A 19722-nucleotide genomic window follows, 5' to 3' on the forward strand; every position below is an offset into this window, starting at 1 on the left:
AGAGGACATGCAGACCAAGCTGGACGAAGCCAAGGCCGAGCTGCTCGCACGGGCGGCCCGGGTAGCTGAGAACAGTCCCGGCGGTGGGCGGCTGCCCACCGGGGCCGGGCAGGGGCGGCGTCCGGACCAGGACACCCTGCTCGGCTACCTCCAGCGGTACTACCTGCACACCGCGCCCGAGGACCTCACCGACCGCGACCCGGTCGACGTCTACGGAGCCGCGTACTCGCACTACCGGCTGGCGGAGAACCGGCCGCAGGGCACGGCCAATGTGCGGGTCCACACCCCGACGGTCGAGGAGAACGGCTGGACGTGCAGCCACTCCGTGGTCGAGGTCGTCACCGACGACATGCCCTTCCTCGTCGACTCCGTCACCAACGAGCTGTCCCGCCAGGGCCGCGGCATCCATGTCGTGATCCACCCGCAGGTCACCGTCCGCCGCGATGTGACCGGCAAGCTGATCGAGGTGCTCCACACCGACCAGCGCACCGCGCCGAAGAGCTCGGCCCTCCCGCACGACGCGCTCGTCGAGTCCTGGATCCATGTCGAGATCGACCGCGAGACCGACCGCGCCGACCTCAAGCAGATCACCGCCGACCTGCTGCGCGTCCTGTCCGACGTCCGCGAGGCCGTCGAGGACTGGGAGAAGATGCGCGAGGCCGCGCTGCGCATCGCCGACGAGCTGCCGAAGGAGCCCCTCGCGACCGACCTGGCCGACCAGGAGGTCGACGAGGCCCGTGAGCTGCTGCGCTGGCTCGCCGCCGACCACTTCACCTTCCTCGGCTACCGCGAGTACGAGCTGACCGGCACCGACGCGCTGGCCGCCGTCCCCGGCACCGGCCTCGGCATCCTCCGTTCCGACCCGCCGCACAGCGAGGCCGAGGACCACCCGGTCAGCCCCTCCTTCAGCCGGCTGCCCGCCGACGCCCGCGCCAAGGCCCGCGAGCACAAGCTCCTCGTCCTTACCAAGGCCAACAGCCGCGCCACCGTCCACCGGCCCAGCTATCTGGACTACGTCGGGGTCAAGAAGTTCGACGCCGACGGCAATGTCGTCGGCGAGCGCCGCTTCCTCGGCCTCTTCTCCTCCGCCGCGTACACCGAGTCGGTCCGCCGGGTCCCCGTGATCCGCCGCAAGGTCGCCGAGGTGCTGGAGGGCGCCGGCTTCTCGCCCAACAGCCACGACGGCCGCGACCTGCTCCAGATCCTGGAGACCTACCCGCGCGACGAGCTGTTCCAGACCCCGGTCGACCAGCTCCGTTCCATCGTCACCAGCGTGCTCTACCTCCAGGAGCGCCGCCGGCTGCGGCTCTACCTGCGCCAGGACGAGTACGGCCGCTACTACTCCGCCCTCGTCTATCTGCCGCGCGACCGCTACACCACCGGGGTCCGGCTGCGGCTGATCGACATCCTCAAGGAGGAGCTGGGCGGCACCAGCGTCGACTTCACCGCGTGGAACACGGAATCGATCCTCTCCCGGATCCACTTCGTCGTGCGGGTGCCCTCCGGCACCGAGCTGCCGCACCTCACCGACGCCGACACCGAGCGGATCGAGGCCCGGCTCGTCGACGCCGCCCGCTCCTGGGCCGACGGCTTCTCCGACGCCCTCAACGCCGAGCTGGGCGAGGAGCGCGCCGCCGAGCTGCTGCGCAGTTACGGCAATGCCTTCCCCGAGGGCTACAAGGCCGACCACACCCCGCGCGCCGCTGTCGCCGACCTGATCCATCTCGAAGCGCTCAACCACTCCGGCCGCAACTTCGCGCTCTCCCTCTACGAGCCCGTCGGCGCGGGCCCCGGCGAGCGCCGCTTCAAGATCTACCGCACCGGTGAGCAGGTCTCCCTCTCCGCCGTGCTGCCGGTGCTCCAGCGGCTGGGCTGCGAGGTCGTGGACGAGCGCCCGTACGAGCTGCGCTGCGCGGACCGCTCCCTGGCCTGGATCTACGACTTCGGGCTGCGGATGCCCGTCGGCACCGGCAACGGCGATTACCTGGGCGACGACGCCCGGGAGCGGTTCCAGGACGCCTTCGCCGCCGTCTGGACCGGCCAGGCCGAGAACGACGGCTTCAACTCCCTGGTGCTGGGCGCCGGGCTGAACTGGCGGCAGGCGATGGTGCTGCGCGCGTACGCCAAGTACCTGCGCCAGGCCGGCTCCACCTTCAGCCAGGAGTACATGGAGGAGACCCTCCGGACGAATGTCCACACCACCCGGCTGCTGGTCTCCCTCTTCGAGGCCCGGATGGCCCCCGAGCGCCAGCGCGCGGGCACCGAGCTGACCGACGGCCTGCTGGAGGAGCTGGACGGCGCGCTCGACCAGGTCGCCAGTCTGGACGAGGACCGCATCCTGCGCTCCTTCCTCACCGTCATCAAGGCCACCCTGCGGACCAACTTCTTCCAGGGCACCACCGGCGGCCAGGTCGGCAGCGGCCAGGGCACCGGTGACGCCGACGGCCGGCACGGCTATGTGTCGATGAAGTTCGACCCGCAGGCCATCCCCGATCTGCCCGCGCCCCGCCCGGCGTACGAGATCTGGGTCTACTCCCCGCGCGTCGAGGGCGTGCACCTGCGCTTCGGCAAGGTCGCCCGCGGCGGTCTGCGCTGGTCCGACCGGCGCGAGGACTTCCGTACGGAGATCCTCGGCCTGGTCAAGGCGCAGATGGTGAAGAACACCGTGATCGTGCCGGTCGGCGCCAAGGGCGGCTTCGTCGCCAAGCAGCTCCCGGACCCGTCCGTGGACCGGGACGCCTGGCTCGCCGAGGGCATCGCCTGCTACCGCACCTTCATCTCCGCCCTCCTCGACATCACCGACAACATGGTCGGCGGCGAGGTGGTGCCCCCGTCCGGCGTCGTCCGCCACGACGGCGACGACACCTATCTCGTCGTCGCCGCCGACAAGGGCACCGCGTCCTTCTCCGACATCGCCAACGACGTGGCCCTCGCCTACGGCTTCTGGCTCGGTGACGCCTTCGCCTCCGGCGGCTCCGCCGGCTACGACCACAAGGGCATGGGCATCACCGCCCGGGGCGCCTGGGAGTCGGTCAAGCGGCACTTCAGGGAGCTGGGCCACGACACCCAGACCCAGGACTTCACCGTCGTCGGTGTCGGCGACATGTCCGGTGACGTCTTCGGCAACGGCATGCTGCTGAGCGAGCACATCCGGCTGGTGGCCGCCTTCGACCACCGCCACATCTTCATCGACCCGAACCCGGACGCGGCCACCTCGTACGCCGAACGGCGCCGCCTCTTCGAGCTGCCGCGCTCCAGCTGGGCCGACTACGACAAGGAACTGCTGTCCGCGGGCGGCGGCATCCACCCCCGTACCGCGAAGTCGATCCCCGTCAACGCGCAGATCAGGGCCGCGCTCGGGATCGAGTCCAAGGTCACCAAGATGACGCCGGCCGAGCTGATGCGGGCGATCCTCCAGGCCCCCGTCGACCTGCTGTGGAACGGCGGCATCGGGACGTACGTCAAGGCGTCGGCCGAGTCCAACGCGGACGTCGGCGACAAGGCCAACGACCCCATCCGGGTCAACGGCGACGAGCTGCGGGTCAAGGTCGTCGGCGAGGGCGGCAACCTGGGCCTGACCCAGCTCGGCCGGATCGAGTTCGACCGCAACGGCGGCAGGGTCAACACCGACGCCATCGACAACAGCGCCGGCGTGGACACCTCCGACCACGAGGTGAACATCAAGATCCTGCTGAACGCCCTGGTCACCGACGGCGACATGACCCTCAAGCAGCGCAACGCCCTGCTGGCGAAGATGACCGACGAGGTCGGCGCGCTGGTGCTGCGCAACAACTACGCGCAGAACGTCGCCCTCACCAACGCCGTCGCCCAGTCCTCCTCCCTCCTCCACGCCCACCAGCGCTACATGCGCCGCCTGGGCCGGGACGGGGCGCTGGACCGGTCGCTGGAGTTCCTGCCCACCGACCGGCAGATCCGGGAGCTGCTCGGCGGCGGCAAGGGGCTGAGCCAGCCCGAGCTGGCCGTACTGCTCGCGTACACCAAGATCACGGTGGCGGACGAGCTGATCGGGACCAGCCTGCCGGACGACCCGTATCTGCTGCGGCTGCTCCACGCGTACTTCCCCAGGCCGCTGCTCGACCAGTACCGCGAGGCCGTCGACAACCACGCCCTGCGGCGCGAGATCATCACGACCGTCCTGGTCAACGACACGGTCAACACCGGTGGCTCGACCTTCCTGCACCGGCTGCGCGAGGAGACCGGGGCCTCCATCGAGGAGGTCGTGCGGGCGCAGACGGCCGCCCGGGAGATCTTCGGTCTGAGCGAGGTGTGGGACGCGGTCGAGGCGCTGGACAACCAGGTCCCCTCCGAGGTCCAGACCCGGATGCGGCTGCACTCCCGCCGGCTCGTCGAGCGCGGTACGCGCTGGCTGCTCGGCAACCGTCCGCAGCCGCTGGAGCTGGCCGAGACCATCGACTTCTTCGGCGCCCGGGTGGCGGAGGTCTGCGGCCGGCTGCCGAAGCTGCTGCGCGGCGCCGACCTGGAGTGGTACGAGTCGATCCACAGCGGGCTGACCGAGGCGGGCGTGCCGGAGGAGCTGGCGGTCCGGGTGGCCGGCTTCTCCTCCGCGTTCCCGACGCTCGATGTCGTCGCGATCGCCGACCGGACGAAGAAGGAGCCCATGGCGGTCGCCGAGGTGTACTACGACATCGGCGACCGGCTGGGGATCACCCAGCTGATGGACCGGATCATCGAGCTGCCGCGGGCGGACCGCTGGCAGTCGATGGCCCGTGCCTCGATCCGGGAGGACCTGTACGCGGCGCACGCGATGCTGACCGCCGATGTGCTCTCGGTGGGCAACGGCTCGTCGTCGCCCGAGGAGCGGTTCGCCGCCTGGGAGGACAAGAACGCGTCGATCCTGGGGCGGGCCCGGGCCACGCTGGAGGAGATCCGCAGCTCGGACGCCTTCGACCTGGCGAATCTGTCGGTCGCGATGCGGACGATGCGCCAGCTGCTGCGGACGCACAGCTGAGGCACGGCCGGCTGCTTTGGGCGCCCGTCACCCTCGTGAGGGTGGCGGGCGCCCGCCGTTTTCCCTCCCGGACGGTCAGGCGGTGGCCGTCCACAGCCGTCGGCAGGCGAGCAGGGCGGCCCCGAGGAGCAGCCCGTTCCGCAGCACCATCAGCAGACAGCCGAGGGTGGTCCCGGCCACGACCTCGTCGTACATCAGCGGGAAGACCAGCGCGCTGAGGGCCGCCGCCGGCAGCATCAGCGCGGCCACCGGCCGCAACACTGTGTACCGGGAGGTCAGACAGACCGCCGCGAGCCCCAGCAGCCAGATCAGGTACTGGGGGCTGATCACCCGGCTGGTGACGGTGAAGAGGAGGACGGCGGTGAAGGCGGCGTCGTAGGGGACGGCCGGGTTCCAGCGGCGGGCGCCGAGCCGCCACAGCACCAGCCAGCACAGGGCGCCGAGGCTCAGCGCGAGCGAGAGCCGGGCGACCCCGGCGACGTAGGGTCCGGTCAGTTCGAAGGCGCCGTACTGGAAGACGGTCTCGCCCGGCCAGCCCCACTTGCGGGCGAGCAGCAGGGCCGTCCCGCCCAGCGACTCGATCTGCACCCCGCGCGCGCTCTGCTGGCGGAGGAAGTCCAGGGGGTGGCTGAAGCCGGTGAGCAGCATGCCGAGCAGGACGCCGGCGGAGGCGGCGGCGGAGCCCCAGACGATGAGCGTGCTGCGGCCCCGGCGGGTGCCCACCAGGGTCAGCAGCGGCCACACCTTGATCATGGCGCCGATGCCGGCGAGCGCCCCGGCCAGGTGCGGGCGGTGGCGCAGGGCCAGCAGGGCGACGACGGCGACGGCGGTGACGGGGACGTCGTAGCGGGCGAGCGGCAGATTGAGGAGCAGCGGCAGGCCGCAGACCCAGAGCCAGGCGCCGTGTCTCCCGGCCCGGGCCAGGACGAAGGTGACGAGCGCGTCGGCGAGCAGGACCAGGGCGACGAACGCCTGGAAGTAGCTGAGCCAGGGCAGCGCGGCGGGGGAGAGGAAGACGACCGCCGCGCCCGGCGGGTACTGCCAGGTGGCGTCGCCGAGGGGGAAGGAGCCCTGGGCGAGCTGGCCGTACCAGCCCCGGTAGAGCCCGTGGACCTCCCCGGCGACTCCCGTGTCGCCGATCCGGTCGATGAGCAGCAGGGCGAGCATGCCCAGCCGGGTCACGGTCCAGACGGCGGCGATGGGCAGGCCCTGGCGCAGGGCGGCGGCGCCGGGGGAGAGCGGGGGCGGGAGATGGGGGGCGGGGGGCTGGGAGGCGGTCCGAGGGGTCGTCATCGGCGGGTACTTTAACCCTAGATGTGCGACTTGGTGGTGATTGGGGGTGGTGGGGTGGTCGGCGTCATCCGGGGCCGGGGCGGGAGCCGGAGCGGGAGTCGGGGCGGGAGCTGGGGTCGGGGTCGGGGCGGGGCTCGGAGTGGAAGCCGGGGTCGGGGCCTGAGGGCCCCGGCCCCGGAATGCATCCGTCCGACGCGTGGAGGTGTTTCCCGTATGAGACAGATGCCCACCCGTCCCGCTACTTCACCGCCCCCGCCATCACCCCCGACACGAACTGCTTCTGGAAGGCGAAGAACACCGCGAGCGGGATCACCATGGAGAGGAATGCCCCCGGTGCCAGCACATCGATGTTGTTCCCGAACTGCCTCACCTGCCGCTGGAGCGCCACCGTGATCGGCGCGCTCTCCGAGTCCGCGAAGATCAGGGCGACCAGCATGTCGTTCCAGACCCAGAGGAACTGGAAGATCCCGAGCGAGGCGATGGCCGGGGCGCCCAGCGGCATCACCACCCGGGCGAAGAGCCGCAGCTCGCCCGCGCCGTCCAGCCGGGCCGCCTCCAGCAGCTCCCGGGGGATCTCCGCGAAGAAGTTCCGCAGCAGGAAGATCGCGAACGGCAGCCCGAAGGCCACATGGAAGAGGATCACCCCGAGGGTGGTCTCGAAGAGCCCGATCTCGCCGAAGAGCCGCGAGACCGGCACCAGCGCCACCTGCACCGGCACCACCAGCAGACCGACGACCAGCATGAACCACCAGTCACGGCCGGGGAAGTCCAGCCAGGCGAAGGCGTACCCGGCCAGCGCCCCGATCACCACCACCAGCACCGTCGCCGGCACGGTGATCGCCACGCTCGCCCACAGCGAGCTGGTGACCGCCTCGTTCTCCAGCAGCCGCGAGTAGTTCTCGCCGGTCAGCTCGGCCGGCGCGGTGAACACCCGCCACCAGCCGCTCGCCGCGATGTCCGAGGAGTCCCGCAGTGAGGAGATCAGCAGACCGAAGGTCGGCATCAGCCAGAAGAGTCCCACCAGCACCAGGAAAACCCGGAGCGCGCCGCCGCCCGCGCCCGCCGCGATCCGCGCCGGAAGGGACCGCTTCGCTTTCACCGCACTCCCCGACGTGGTCATCGGCGGTTCTCCCTTCGCATGCGCCGGATGTTGAAGAACATCACCGGCAGCACCAGCAACAGCAGCAGCACCGCGATCGCGGACCCCACGCCCACATGCGCGTCGGTGCCGAACGACGAGCGGTAGAGCTGGAGCGCCAGCACATTGGCGTCGTCCTGCGCGGAGCCGGGCGCGATGATGTAGACGAGGTCGAAGATCTTCAACACGTTGATCATCAGGGTGACCAGGACCACCGCGAGGACCGGCGCCAGCAGCGGCACCGTCACCCGGCGGAAGACCTGCCACTCGTTCGCCCCGTCGATCCGGGCCGCCTCCAGCAGTTCCCTCGGCACCCCGGCGAGCCCCGCCGCGATCAGCACCATCGCGAAGCCCGCCCACATCCAGACATAGCTGCCGATGATCGCCGGGGTCACCAGCGCCGGGCCGAGCCAGTCGACACCGTTGTACTGCTCGCGGAAGTTCTCGGCGGGCAGCCGCAACTGGGCGCCGTCCGCCGACGCGGGCAGCGAGAAGGTGCCGTCCGCGCCCGCGCGGGCCGTGGCCACCACCTCGCCGTCCTTGACGGCCTCCACCTTCAGGCCCTTCAGCCCCTGCTCGGAGCCGTCGACGGCATTGACGGTGCCGCCCCCGCCCCGGGTGAAGTCCAGCCAGGCCGTGCCGGTGACCCGCCCCTCCTCGGGGGTGGCGGGGGCGGCCGGGCGCGCGTCCGAGGGCATCTTCCCCGGCGCCACCCCCACCAGCGGCAGCAGCGCCGGGCTCCCCACACGGACCGGATCCCGGGTGACGAAGGAGCCGCCCTCGCCCTCCTTCAGCGGATGCGCGGGCAGCGGATGCGCCCGGGGGAAGACGGACGACTCCGCGAAGGTGTCGTGGACGCCGACCCAGAGGGCGTTGGCGACCCCGCGCTCCGGGTCCTGCTCGTACACCAGCCGGAAGATGATCCCGGCGGCGAGCATCGAGATCGCCATCGGCATGAAGACGACCAGCTTGAACGCGGTGCCCCAGCGGACCCGTTCGGTCAGTACGGCGAAGATCAGACCGAGCGCGGTCGCGACGGCCGGGGCGACCAGCACCCACACCGCGTTGTTCCGGACCGCCGTGAGGATGCTGTCGTCGGTGAAGATCTCGACATAGTTGTCGAAGCCGGCGAAGCCGTCGCCCGAGCGGTCGAAGAACGAGCGCTGGACCGAGTACCCGATCGGGTAGACCACGAGCGCGCCCAGCAGCACCAGTGCGGGCAGCAGGAAGGCCGCCGCGACGAGTACGCGGGTGCCGGTCACGCTCTTGCGTTCAGGGGCGGGACCCGGGCGGGCCGGGCCCCCCGTCTGTGTCGCGGTCCCCACCGGTCAGCCCTGGTACGCCTTGGCGGCGTCCCGCTCCAGCTCGCGCTGGGCCCCGGCCACGTCCTTCGGATTCTTGAGGAAGTCCTGGAGCGTGTTCCAGAAGCCCTTCCCCGGGGTTCCGCCGAACGACTGCGGCATCTGGTCCGACATGTCGAAGCGGAAGTCGTCGCCCGCGTCGATCAGCGACTTGGCGATGGAACGCAGCACGTCATTGGGGTACGCGGAGAGATCCAGCGACTTGTTCGGGGAGAGGAAGCCGCCCGCTGCTGCCTGGATCGCGGCGGCGTCCGGGGAGGCGAGGAAGGTCAGCAGCGCCTGCGCGCCCTCGCTGTCCTTGAACGCCACCGCCGCGTCGCCCCCGGTGACCACCGGGGGTTCGGCGCCGACCGGGGGGAACGGGAAGACCCTGGCGTCCTCGCCGATCTTCGCGTCGGTCTGGGCGATGTTCACCGAGACGAAGTCGCCCTCGAACACCATGGCGCCCTTGGGCTGGTCACCACCGGTGAAGGTCTGGGTGACGGAGGCCGGGAACTCGGTCTGGAGGGCTCCGCTCGCGCCGCCCGCGATCAGCTCCGGCTTGCCGAACAGCTCGCCGAGCGTGGTGAGCGCGTCCCGCACGGACGGGTCGGTCCACTTGATCTCGTGCCGGGCGAGCCGGTCGTACTTCTCCGGTCCGGCCTGGGAGAGATAGACGTTCTCGAACCAGTCGGTGAGCGTCCAGCCGTCCGCGCCCGCGACCGAGACGGGCGGGACCCCCGAGGCCGAGATGGTCTCGGCGGTGGCCAGGAACTCCTGCCAGGTCTTCGGCTCCTTCGCGCCCGCGTTCTCGAAAACGGTGTTGTTGTACCAGATGAGCGATTTATTGGCGGCCTTGTAGTACACGCCGTACTGCTCGCCGTCGACCTGGCCGGTCCGCTGCCATCCCGGGGAGTAGTTCTTGGCCAACTGGGCCTTGGTCGCGGCGCCGACCGGTTTGGCCCACTTGCGTTCCACGGCCTGCCGGATGGCCCCCGGCTGCGGCAGCAGCGCCACATCCGGCGGGCTGCCGCCCGCGATCTTCGTACCGATGAAGTTGACGATCGGGTCCTGGGCGGGCACGAAGGTGACCTCCGCCCCGGTCCGCTTCTCGAACTCCGTGAGCACCTTGTCGAAGTTCTCCTGCTCGGGGCCGCTCCAGACCGCCGAGACCTGGATCTTCTCCCCGTCGAGCCGGGGCAGTTCCACCCCGGACGCCGTCGGGGCCCCCCTCTTCGTCTCCTCGGGATCCTTGCTGTCGCCGTCGCCGTCGCCGCACCCCGTGAGGGCGAGGGCGGTGATGGCGGCGAACGCCACCGCGGCCTTGCCTGTGCGAAGAGTTGTGCGCATCTGTGCCCCGTCTCTTTTGCGCTGTCTCCTGCGTTCCGACAGGTTGACGCCCGGTCGGCGCGGGCCGCAATACCACCCGCCGGTCCGGGGACCCTTCGTGATGGCTCTGTGAGGTGATCTTCCGGCCAGAAGTCGACGCACCGTCAAAAGCCTTCCGTATATGGCTGGTTCACGATGACGGAAGGTGTGCCGGGAGGGCTCTGGGGCGGGTGGGGCGGTGCCGGGGGGCCGGCCGCCGGCGGCCCGGCGGGCACATGCGTACGGTCCGTCCCCGGGAAGGGTGAGGCCCGGTGGGAACGGATCGCGGGGTCAGCGAGCGAGAGGGCCGGGGCCGTCACAGACGCATACGGCCATGTGCAGAGGGACGGGTAGGGGTACGGCGGGTACGGGGGCGCATGGCCGTGTCGACGGGGCACGGCCGGCGGGCGCGGTCACGGGCGCGACGGGGATGCGCGGTGCGGGTGTGCGGGGCCACGGCGGGGGGACGCCGTGGCCGCCCGCTCCCCTCAGGGGTGCGCGGGAGCCAGCGGCGGCACCGGCGCGGCGTCCACCAGATGCGCGGCCCGCTCCAGCGCACTCGCCAACAGCGCCAGATCCGTCGGCCCGTTCCCCAGCTCCCGCAGCGGACGGCGGGTCGGCGGATCGCCCATGCGCTCCCACTCCAGCGGGACCACGGTCGGCCGCAGCGTCGCCGTCCGCGGGATCCGGCCCGTCACCCGACCGCCCTGGAACGCGGTCACCCGGCCGTCCGGGTGCCCCAGCCGCCCCCGGCCCGGAACCGGGCCGTCCGGACCGGCCGCGGCGGGCGGCGCGTCCAGCACCACCCGCAGCCGCGCCCCGCGCGCCAGCTCCGTGTCGGCCGTGTGCTCCGGCCGCGCCGAGGTCGCCACCAGGTGCACCCCCAGCCGCGCGCCGTCCCGCGCCACCGCCTCCAGCGCCCGGACCACCGAACCCGCGCCCGGTCTGCCCGTACTCCCCAGCGCGGGCGAGACCAGCGCGTCCAGATCGTCCACCAGGACCACCAGCCGGGGCAGCGGCCGGTCCGACGGCGCCGCGCCGGTGCGGGGCCGCGCCCCCGGACGCAGCCGCAGGGTCCCGCTCGGCGGGGACTCTATGTCGCCCCGGGACGCCCCCGCCCCGCCGCCCTGCTCGACGGCGGACGGCGGGCGCTGCGCCACCACCCGGTCGCCAGCCCGGCGGCGCCCCGGCCCGTCGGTGAACCGGGCGCCGCCCAGCAGCTCCGCCCGCCGCTTCAGCTCCGCGCCCAGCGCCTGCGCGAACGCCCGCATCCGCACCGGGTCGTTCGCCACCAGATGCCCGGTGGCGTGCGGCAGCTCGGTGCAGACACCGAGGCCTTCGCCGCGCTCCCCGCCCGCGCCGTCGACCAGCAGCAGCCCCAGCCGGTCCGGGCGGGCCGCCGCCGCCAGCGAGGCGGCCGCCGCCCGCAGCAGCTCGGTGCGGCCTGCTCCGGGCGGCCCCTCGATCAGCAGATGCGCGCTCTCCTCCGTCAGCTCGACGGCGAGCGGCCCGTCCGGGCCCGCGCCCAGGACCAGCGTCCCCGAGGCGTCGTCCGCCTGCGCCCAGCGGGCCATCAGCGAGGCCGGCGTCGCCCGCGCGAGCCCCAGCTCGTCCAGCAGCCGTGCGGACCGGGGCAGCGCAGTCGCCCGGCCCGGGGCGGCACCCTCCGCGCGCAGCGGGGCGAGCGCCCGGCCGAACCGCTCCGCCCACGCCGCCGACACCGCGTCCACGGTCGCGGCCGCGCCCGCCCCCGCGGGCAGCCCGCCGGTCGTCCGCAGCACCCGCAGCGAGGTCGCGACATCGCCGCTGAGGAGGGCGGCGGCCCCGCACTCGCGGAAGGCGATCGAGGCCGCGCACGCGCTCTCGTAGACCGCGGCCACCGGCGAGAGCGGGGACGCGGTGGGCGCGTCCGCGAGGACGAGCAGATGGATTCCGGCCGCGCGTCCGGAAGCGGCCAGCCGGGCGGCCGTCTCCCGCAGCTCCGCGGTGCCCGGGTCGCCGTCGACCACGACGACCGTACGGGGGCCGGTGTGCCGCGCCGCCGCCTCGTCGACGGCGGCCCGGCCCGCGCTCGGCCAGCCGGGGCCCAGGGGGCCGTCGTCCAGCCGCCGGGTCAGCTCGGCCAGCCGGGCGGCCGCCTGGTCCCGGTCGTAGGCGAGGAGCAGCCGGCACCCCTGCCCGTGCGCCGGGCGCAGATGCGGCAGCCAGCCGAGCCAGGACCACTCGGCGCGCCGCTCCGCCGCCGCGCGCGCCCGGTCCGCGCTGATCAGCACCAGCTCCAGATCGGCGGGGGAGTGCAGGGCGGCGAGCTGAGCCAGGGCGGAACGAGTCAGTCCGGCCAGCCGTGCCCGGGGCCCGGCGAGCCCCAGCGAGCCGGCTTCCCGCAGGGCGACGGTCACCGGCACGGCGGCCAGCCCGTCCCGGTCGCCGGTGCCCAGCCGCAGCACCAGCTCCTCGGGGTGCCCCGGGCCGCGCTCCCACAGCCGGGGGCCGGGGCCGAGCGCGGTGAGCAGCACGGCGGCGGGGTCGGGCCAGGACTCGGCGACCGGCGCCGCTTCGGGGGCGGGCGGGCTCTCGGGCTCCTCCGGGTCGGCGCCGCCGTCCCGGGCGCCGGTGAGCCGCCGCGCCCACGCCCCTATCCCGAGCCGGCGGCCGTCCCGGGCACCGCGCGGCCGGTGACCGCCGGGGCCGCTGCCGGGGTCGGCCCGGCCCTCCTCCCCGGCGTCGCCCGCACCGGCCGCCGTCTGCCGGGTGACCGGGGCGTCCGGGGCGTCCGGGCCCCGGTCCTGTCCGTACTGCTGCCCGTACCGCTGTCCGTACGTGCTCGTTCGGCCGTCCGGGTCGTACGACGCGGACGCCTCCCGTGTCCCCTGCTGCTCCTGCTGCCCGGCGGGAGCCTGCCCGCGCGGGGTGTCCGGCCCGGTGGCGGTCCGTGCGGCCGGGACGGACGGACCGCCACCGGCGTCCTGCCCCGGGGGCGCGCCGATCCCGCTTCCTGCGCCGCTTCCCGTGCCGCTTCCGGTGCCGGTGACGGTCAGGGCGCGCGCCGGGATCCGCAGATGGCCCTCGCCGTCCGGGACCGTCACCAGCGGCGGCGGTGTCCGGTCCCCGGGGACGAGCCTGAGCGCCGACTCGCCCAGCCGCAGCAGCGCCCCCGTGGGCAGCCGCACCGGGCGCTCCCCCACCGGCCGGCCGTCCAGCGCGGTGCCGTTCGTCGAGCCGAGGTCCGCGACCGTGGCGCCGCCGTCCTCGCGGACGGTGATCTCGCAGTGCACCCGGGAGACGTCGGGGTCGTCCAGCGGCACATCGGCCTCGGCGGACCGCCCCACGCTGATCGCCCCGCCGTGCAGCAGATGGACCCCGCCCGCGTCCGGCCCGCCGACGACGTGGAGCCGGACCGGGGCGACCGTGTCGCCGGGCCCGGCCGGGCCGGGGACCTGGACCGAGAGGACCGCCCCGTCGACCAGCGGCGGCTCGCCCAGCGTGCTGCGCGCGGCGTCGAGCCGCTCGTCGCCCGCGTACAGCACCGGGGTCCCGGAGGTGTCCGCGCCCGCGACGGCGCTCACCAGGCCGGAGGCCACGGCGGCGAGGGCGGTGCCGGCGGGCGCCGTGATCAGCACGTCGCACGCGCGCGGACCGGAGCCCGCGCGGCCCCCCGGCGCCGCGGCGCCGGACCCGGGCGCGGGCCCGCTCGCCAACTGGCCACCGCGCGGCGCGAGAACGGTCAGCCGGATCTGCATCGCCGTCAGCAATTCCCTTCTGCGCGGGGGTGCCCGGCAGGGAGCCGCATCGGATCGCCCCCACCCGACAGGTCGGCACGGCCCACCGGGTCCCGTCCCCGTGCTCCGCGCTGAGGGCATCCTCGCACCTGCCGCCGACAACGCGCCCGCCCACCGGCAACAAGTGATCTTGATTGGCCCGGTCCGGACCGAAAAGTGCCTGGTTGGCGTGGAAGCGGAGGCGGTGTGCCCCGCGTCGCACCCCCGGATCGGCAACCTCCGCCCCGTTTTCTGCGTCTCTTCACCGAAGCGACTGTCGATGGCGACGGTCGAAGGTGACCACCGAGGTGACCACCGAAACGACCGGCGGAACGCGGCAACCCCAACAATCACCGTCGTAGCGGTCGCACCAGTAACACCAGCAACAAAAGACACAGGGACCCGGCGGGTACGGGGCGCTGTACCCGGGACCGGCGGGCCACCCGGACGGGGCCGCCGCCCGGTGGCTCCGCGTCGCGGCCCGGCAGGCGGCCCCGCCTGTGGACAACCGGCCCGCTCCGCCCCGACGGCACTACAGTGGGTCGGACACCTGGGCGGAGCCGCGCGGCCCGCACCCGCAAGGACCACGATCAGCAGGGAGCGCATGACGTGCGGCCTGTAGGCAGCAAGTACCTCCTGGAGCAGCCGCTCGGACGCGGCGCCACCGGCACCGTCTGGCGTGCCCGGCAGCGCGAGACGGCCGGCGCCGAGGCAGCCGTGCCCGGCCAGCCCGGCGAGACCGTCGCGATCAAGGTCCTCCGGGAGGAGCTGGCCAACGACGCGGACGTCGTGATGCGCTTCCTCCGGGAGCGCTCCGTCCTGCTCCGCCTCACCCACCCCAATATCGTCCGCACCCGCGACCTGGTCGTCGAGGGCGATCTGCTCGCCCTCGTCATGGATCTGGTCGACGGCCCGGACCTGCACCGCTATCTCCGTGAGAACGGCCCGTTCACCCCCGTCGCCGCCGCGCTGCTCACCGCCCAGGTCGCGGACGCGCTCGCCGCCAGCCATGCCGACGGGGTGGTCCACCGCGACCTCAAGCCGGCCAATGTGCTGCTGAAGACCGACGCCGACGGCCAGATGCACCCGATGCTCACCGACTTCGGCATCGCCCGTCTCGCGGACTCCCCGGGCCTCACCCGGGCCCACGAGTTCGTCGGCACCCCCGCCTATATCGCCCCCGAGTCCGCCGAGGGCCGTCCGCAGACCTCCGCCGTGGATGTCTACGGCGCCGGCATCCTGCTGTACGAGCTGGTCACCGGCCGTCCGCCGTTCGCCGGCGGCACCGCCCTCGAAGTGCTCCAGCGCCATCTGATGGAGGAGCCCCACCGCCCCTCCACGGTGCCCGAGCCGCTGTGGACGGTCATAGAGCGCTGTCTGCGCAAGGAGCCGGGGGACCGCCCCAGCGCGGAGAACCTGGCGCGCGGGCTGCGCGCGGTCGCCGCCGGTATCGGCATCCACTCCACGCCCGCCCAGATCGACGCCGCCCTCGGGGTGGGCGCGCTGCTCGCGCCCGACCCGTCCCCGGCGCCGGTGCCTCCCCAGACCCCGGGCGCGGGCGGAGCGTTCGACCCCGCCGCCGCGACGAGCGTGCTCCCGCAGACGGGCCCGGCGGGCGCGGCCGACCCCACCAGCGTGCTGCCCCGTACGGGTGGTCCGGCCGGGGCGTCCGACCCGACGAGCGTGCTTCCGCAGACGGGCCCGGCGGGCGCCGCCGACCCGACCAGCGTGCTGCCCAGGACCGGGGCGCCGGACCCGACGGCCGTGCTGCCCCCGGTGCCGCCGCGTCCCGACGGAGCGCCGCAGCCGCAGCAGGACGGGCCGCACCCCTGGCAGTCGCAGCTCCAGGCCGCGCGTGACCGCAATGAACAGACGCAGGTCCAGTACCTGGACCCGGGCCAGGACCCGCTGCGGCGGCGCCCCCAGCGCCAGCCCCAGCAGCCGCCCCACCAGCAGCACCAGCAGCATCAGCAGGCCCCGCACCAGCCGCCGCACCAGCAGTACCCGCCGCAGCAGGGGTACGGGCAGCAGCAGCCGTACGGCCAGCAGTACGCGCCCCAGCAGGCCCCGCAGCCCCAGCAGCCGCCGCAGCGCCCGCAGCCGAGGCGGCAGGCCCCCAGGGCGCCCCAGCACCAGCCGCAACAGCAGCAGTACGCGCCGCAGCCCTACGCACCCCCGCAGCCACAGCCGCCGGCCCCCCGGCCCCAGCGTCCCGAGCAGCCCGCCCCGCGCGAGCCGAGGGAGCCCCGGGAGCGCCGCCGCAGCGCCAACCCGATGCGCATCCCGGGCCTCGGCTGCCTCAAGGGCTGCCTGGTCTCCGTGCTGATGCTCGTCGGCGCGGGCTGGCTGGTCTGGGAGCTGACCCCGCTCCAGGACTGGGTCGCCCAGGGCCAGGGGTACTGGGACGCCATCGGCGACGGCATCACCAAGGTGACCGACTGGATCTCCGAGATCGGCGGCGCGACCGGCGGCGGCCAGTAGCCGCCACGGTCCGTCGCAGCCGGCCGAGGGGCCGCCCCGGACACCCCGGGCCGGCCCCAGGGCACCCGCGTCCGCCCGGGACCGGCCTCCCCCCGGGGCCCGTCCCTGGGCCACCGGCGGGAATCCCGGCACGCGAATCCTGGACCGGCCATCCCGACACCGGAATCCCGACACTGGAATCCCGGTCCCGGCCATCCCGGCACGGGAATCCTGACGACTGAATTGATTTATCGACTTCTGCGGTTGATTTCGCCCGGAGAAGTGAAGGTTGGTGCCATCCGGCGCACACGCGCACCGGAACCCCGCGTACGTTAAGGGCAACGCCAGCCGCTGAGGGAGCAGTCTTGGCACGGAATATCGGCAGCCGGTACACAGCCCACCAGATCCTCGGAAGGGGCAGCGCGGGCACCGTCTGGGCCGGTGAGGGCCCCGAGGGACCTGTCGCCATCAAACTCTTGCGCGAGGACCTCGCCTCCGACCAGGAGCTGGTCGGACGCTTCGTCCAGGAACGCACCGCCCTGCTCGGACTCGACCACCCCCGGATCGTCACCGTCCGTGACCTCGTGGTCGACGGGAACGATCTCGCCCTGGTCATGGACCTCGTCCGGGGCACCGATCTGCGCACCCGCCTCGACCGCGAGCGCCGGCTCGCCCCCGAGGCCGCGGTCGCGATCATCGCCGACGTGGCCGACGGACTCGCCGCCGCCCACGCCGCGGGCGTCGTCCACCGCGATGTGAAGCCGGAGAACATCCTCCTCGACATGGCGGGCCCGCTCGGCCCGGGCGGCGCCCACCCCGCGCTGCTCACCGACTTCGGCGTGGCCAAGCTGATCGACACGCCCGGCCGCACCCGGTCCAGCCGGATCATCGGCACCCCGGACTATCTCGCGCCCGAGATCGTCGAAGGGCTGCCGCCGCGCGCGGCCGTCGACATCTACGCCCTCGCCACCGTGCTCTACGAACTCCTCGCCGGGTTCACCCCCTTCGGCGGCGGCCACCCCGGCGCGGTGCTGCGCCGCCATGTCACCGAGACCGTGGTCCCGCTCCCCGGGATCCCCGACGAGCTGTGGCAGCTGATCGTCCAGTGCCTGGCCAAGGGCCCGGCCTCCCGGCTGCGCGCCTCCGAGCTGGGCACCCGGCTGCGGGAGCTGCTGCCGATGCTGACCGGCATCCCCCCGCTGGAGGTGGACGAGCCCGACGGGGAGCCGGCCGCCGACGCGTACGAGGAGGCCCCGACGCTGCCCGGCGCCGAGGTCCGCCGCCGGGGCGCGGTCCCCCTCGTGCCCGGCTCCGCGCCCGCCGACTCCCACCGGGACACCCACACCTCGATGCGGGTCCCCGCCCCGGACGAGCTGGCGGGCGGCGCCCACGGGACCGCCCGCGCCCCCCGCGCCCCCGGCCAGCGCCGTCCCGGCTCCGCCCGGAACAGGGCCGGGGCCCGGTCCGGCGCCATCTCGCCCATGATCCGCAGACGGCGGGTGACCCTCGCCGTGGCGGGGATCGCCCTCGCCGCAGCGGTGGGCCTCGGCGGCTGGCTGGCCACCGCCGACGGCGACGCGAAGCCCCCGCAGCGCGACTCCCGCTCGACCTCGACCGGCCCCTGACCCATCCCGGGACCACCCCGGCCGAACGGCTGTGACCTGCGTAAACGACCGTATGTCGGGATTCCGGGACCCGCGGCAGGGGCGGGGCCGGGGCCCGCCGGCGCGGCCCCACCGCACGATCCGGACCGCCGCTCGCACCGCCGCCGCACCGCCCCCGCCCCGGCCTCGCCCGGGCCCCGTCCCGGCCTCGCGCGGGGCCCGTATGACAGGGACCAGCCAGGAACCTTCCCGGGAGCCGTTACGCTGGACCCGTGGCAGTCGTCGATGTATCCGAAGAGCTGAAGTCCCTCTCCTCGACCATGGGGTCGATCGAGTCCGTCCTGGACCTCGACAGGATGAGGGCCGACATCGCCGTGCTCGAAGAGCAGGCCGCTGCCCCGTCCCTGTGGGACGACCCCGAGGCGGCGCAGAAGATCACCAGCAAGCTCTCCCACCTCCAGGCGGAGCTGCGCAAGACCCAGGCGCTGCGGTCGCGCATCGACGATGTCGCCGTGCTCTTCGAGCTGGCCGAGGCCGAGGACGACGCGGACACCCGCGCCGAGGCCGAGACCGAGCTGGTCTCCGTGCGCAAGGCGCTGGACGAGATGGAGGTCCGCACCCTCCTCTCCGGCGAGTACGACGAGCGCGAGGCGCTGGTCAACATCCGCGCGGAGGCCGGCGGCGTGGACGCGTCCGACTTCGCCGAGCGGCTCCAGCGGATGTACATGCGCTGGGCCGAGCGCCACGGCTACACCACGGAGATCTACGAGACCTCGTACGCGGAGGAGGCCGGCATCAAGTCGACCACCTTCGTGGTGAAGGCGCCGTACGCCTACGGCACCCTCTCCGTCGAGCAGGGCACCCACCGCCTCGTGCGCATCTCGCCGTTCGACAACCAGGGCCGCCGCCAGACCTCGTTCGCGGGTGTCGAGGTGCTCCCGGTCGTCGAGCAGAGCGACCATGTCGAGATCGACGAGACCGAGCTGCGCGTGGACGTCTACCGCGCCTCCGGCCCCGGCGGCCAGGGCGTCAACACCACCGACTCCGCCGTCCGGATCACCCACATCCCCACCGGCATCGTGGTCTCCTGCCAGAACGAGCGCTCCCAGATCCAGAACAAGGCGAGCGCCATGAACGTCCTCCAGGCGAAGCTGCTCGAACGCCGCCGCCAGGAGGAGCAGGCCCGGATGGACGCGCTCAAGGGCGACGGCGGCAACTCCTGGGGCAACCAGATGCGTTCGTACGTCCTGCACCCGTACCAGATGGTCAAGGACCTGCGGACGGAGTTCGAGGTCGGCAACCCGCAGGCGGTGCTCGACGGGGAGATCGACGGCTTCCTGGAGGCCGCGATCCGCTGGCGCAAGCGCCAGAGCAAGTAGCCCCCTGCCGCCGGGCGCGGTGGCGGAAGAACGACGAACGATGAACAACGAGAAAGGTGCCGGGTCCTCGCGGACCCGGCACCTTTCTGGTTCAGAGCATCGGTGGCGCCGTCACGCCGTGCGCGCCGCCAGTACGGTCAGTGCACCCAGCAGTACGATCAGCAACGTCAACAGCATTGCCGGATTCAGCCCCCCGAACGGGCCCTCCTGCTGCATCCGCTCGCGGTTGGCCCGGCAGACCGGGCAGCGGCCCTCGGTGACCGGGGCCGCGCAGTTGGCGCACACCAATCGGTCGTAGGTCATGCGCTCTCCTCCTCCCGCGCGCCGGAGCCGCGGCAGCGGACCGTCAGCACAGTTCTCTCCTGACAACGCTCAGGGAAACGCGACTGTTC

Annotated in this window: 10 protein-coding genes; 4 read left to right on the forward strand and 6 right to left on the reverse strand. The window is 73.4% G+C overall.

All coding sequences use genetic code 11. The features are described 5' to 3' along the window. Positions 1 to 7: 7 nt before the first annotated feature. Positions 8 to 4990, forward strand: coding sequence for an NAD-glutamate dehydrogenase (locus SYYSPA8_RS04040; protein ID WP_323445544.1), 4983 nt, complete (start codon positions 8 to 10; stop codon positions 4988 to 4990). A 75-nt stretch (positions 4991 to 5065) separates the two neighbouring features. On the opposite strand, the gene SYYSPA8_RS04045 is transcribed toward SYYSPA8_RS04040, so the two are convergent. The 5 genes from SYYSPA8_RS04045 to SYYSPA8_RS04065 form a co-directional block, all read right to left on the reverse strand. Continuing rightward, a complete protein-coding gene (locus SYYSPA8_RS04045) occupies positions 5066 to 6283 on the reverse strand; it encodes a glycosyltransferase family 87 protein (protein ID WP_323445545.1) in 1218 nt (405 codons plus the stop codon). Between the two features lie 238 nt (positions 6284 to 6521). Then, positions 6522 to 7403 (reverse strand): carbohydrate ABC transporter permease, encoded by an 882-nt coding sequence (locus SYYSPA8_RS04050; protein ID WP_323445546.1) that lies wholly within the window; start codon positions 7401 to 7403, stop codon positions 6522 to 6524. Further along, complete coding sequence (locus tag SYYSPA8_RS04055) at positions 7400 to 8746, reverse strand: carbohydrate ABC transporter permease (protein WP_323445547.1); 1347 nt, start codon at positions 8744 to 8746, stop codon at positions 7400 to 7402. Before SYYSPA8_RS04055 ends, SYYSPA8_RS04050 begins: the two co-directional genes overlap by 4 nt. 3 nt (positions 8747 to 8749) lie before the next feature. After that, positions 8750 to 10111, reverse strand: a complete 1362-nt coding sequence (locus SYYSPA8_RS04060; protein ID WP_323445548.1) for an ABC transporter substrate-binding protein — start codon at positions 10109 to 10111, stop codon at positions 8750 to 8752. A gap of 506 nt (positions 10112 to 10617) precedes the next feature. After that, positions 10618 to 13869 carry an FHA domain-containing protein gene (locus tag SYYSPA8_RS04065; RefSeq protein WP_323445549.1) on the reverse strand — a complete coding sequence of 1084 codons (3252 nt, stop codon included), beginning with the start codon at positions 13867 to 13869 and terminating at the stop codon, positions 10618 to 10620. Positions 13870 to 14496: 627 nt separating this feature from the next. On the opposite strand from SYYSPA8_RS04065, the gene SYYSPA8_RS04070 reads away from it, so the two are divergent. From SYYSPA8_RS04070 to prfB, 3 genes are all read left to right on the forward strand, one after another. After that, complete coding sequence (locus tag SYYSPA8_RS04070; protein WP_323445550.1) at positions 14497 to 16368, forward strand: serine/threonine-protein kinase; 1872 nt, start codon at positions 14497 to 14499, stop codon at positions 16366 to 16368. 344 nt (positions 16369 to 16712) lie between these two features. Next, the gene (locus tag SYYSPA8_RS04075; RefSeq protein ID WP_323445551.1) at positions 16713 to 17972 is read left to right on the forward strand and encodes a serine/threonine-protein kinase; all 1260 of its coding nucleotides are present in this window, start codon (positions 16713 to 16715) and stop codon (positions 17970 to 17972) included. Positions 17973 to 18223: 251 nt separating this feature from the next. Further along, positions 18224 to 19330, forward strand: coding sequence for a peptide chain release factor 2 (gene prfB / locus SYYSPA8_RS04080; protein WP_323445552.1), 1107 nt, complete (start codon positions 18224 to 18226; stop codon positions 19328 to 19330). A gap of 111 nt (positions 19331 to 19441) precedes the next feature. On the opposite strand, the gene SYYSPA8_RS04085 is transcribed toward prfB, so the two are convergent. After that, positions 19442 to 19633 carry a hypothetical protein gene (locus SYYSPA8_RS04085; protein ID WP_323445553.1) on the reverse strand — a complete coding sequence of 64 codons (192 nt, stop codon included), beginning with the start codon at positions 19631 to 19633 and terminating at the stop codon, positions 19442 to 19444. Between the last annotated feature and the right edge of the window lie 89 nt (positions 19634 to 19722).

Source organism: Streptomyces yaizuensis (assembly GCF_034961445.1).
GTDB lineage: Bacteria > Actinomycetota > Actinomycetes > Streptomycetales > Streptomycetaceae > Streptomyces > Streptomyces yaizuensis.

What these genes read in the sequence shown, in the direction of transcription:
- SYYSPA8_RS04065 (WP_323445549.1), bottom strand. Translation starts at nt 13,869, where the DNA reads ATGCAGATCCGGCTGACCGTTCTCGCGCCGCGCGGTGGCCAGTTGGCG.
- SYYSPA8_RS04050 (WP_323445546.1), bottom strand. Translation starts at nt 7,403, where the DNA reads ATGACCACGTCGGGGAGTGCGGTGAAAGCGAAGCGGTCCCTTCCGGCG.
- SYYSPA8_RS04060 (WP_323445548.1), bottom strand. Translation starts at nt 10,111, where the DNA reads ATGCGCACAACTCTTCGCACAGGCAAGGCCGCGGTGGCGTTCGCCGCC.
- SYYSPA8_RS04045 (WP_323445545.1), bottom strand. Translation starts at nt 6,283, where the DNA reads ATGACGACCCCTCGGACCGCCTCCCAGCCCCCCGCCCCCCATCTCCCG.
- SYYSPA8_RS04085 (WP_323445553.1), bottom strand. Translation starts at nt 19,633, where the DNA reads ATGACCTACGACCGATTGGTGTGCGCCAACTGCGCGGCCCCGGTCACC.
- SYYSPA8_RS04040 (WP_323445544.1), top strand. Translation starts at nt 8, where the DNA reads ATGCAGACCAAGCTGGACGAAGCCAAGGCCGAGCTGCTCGCACGGGCG.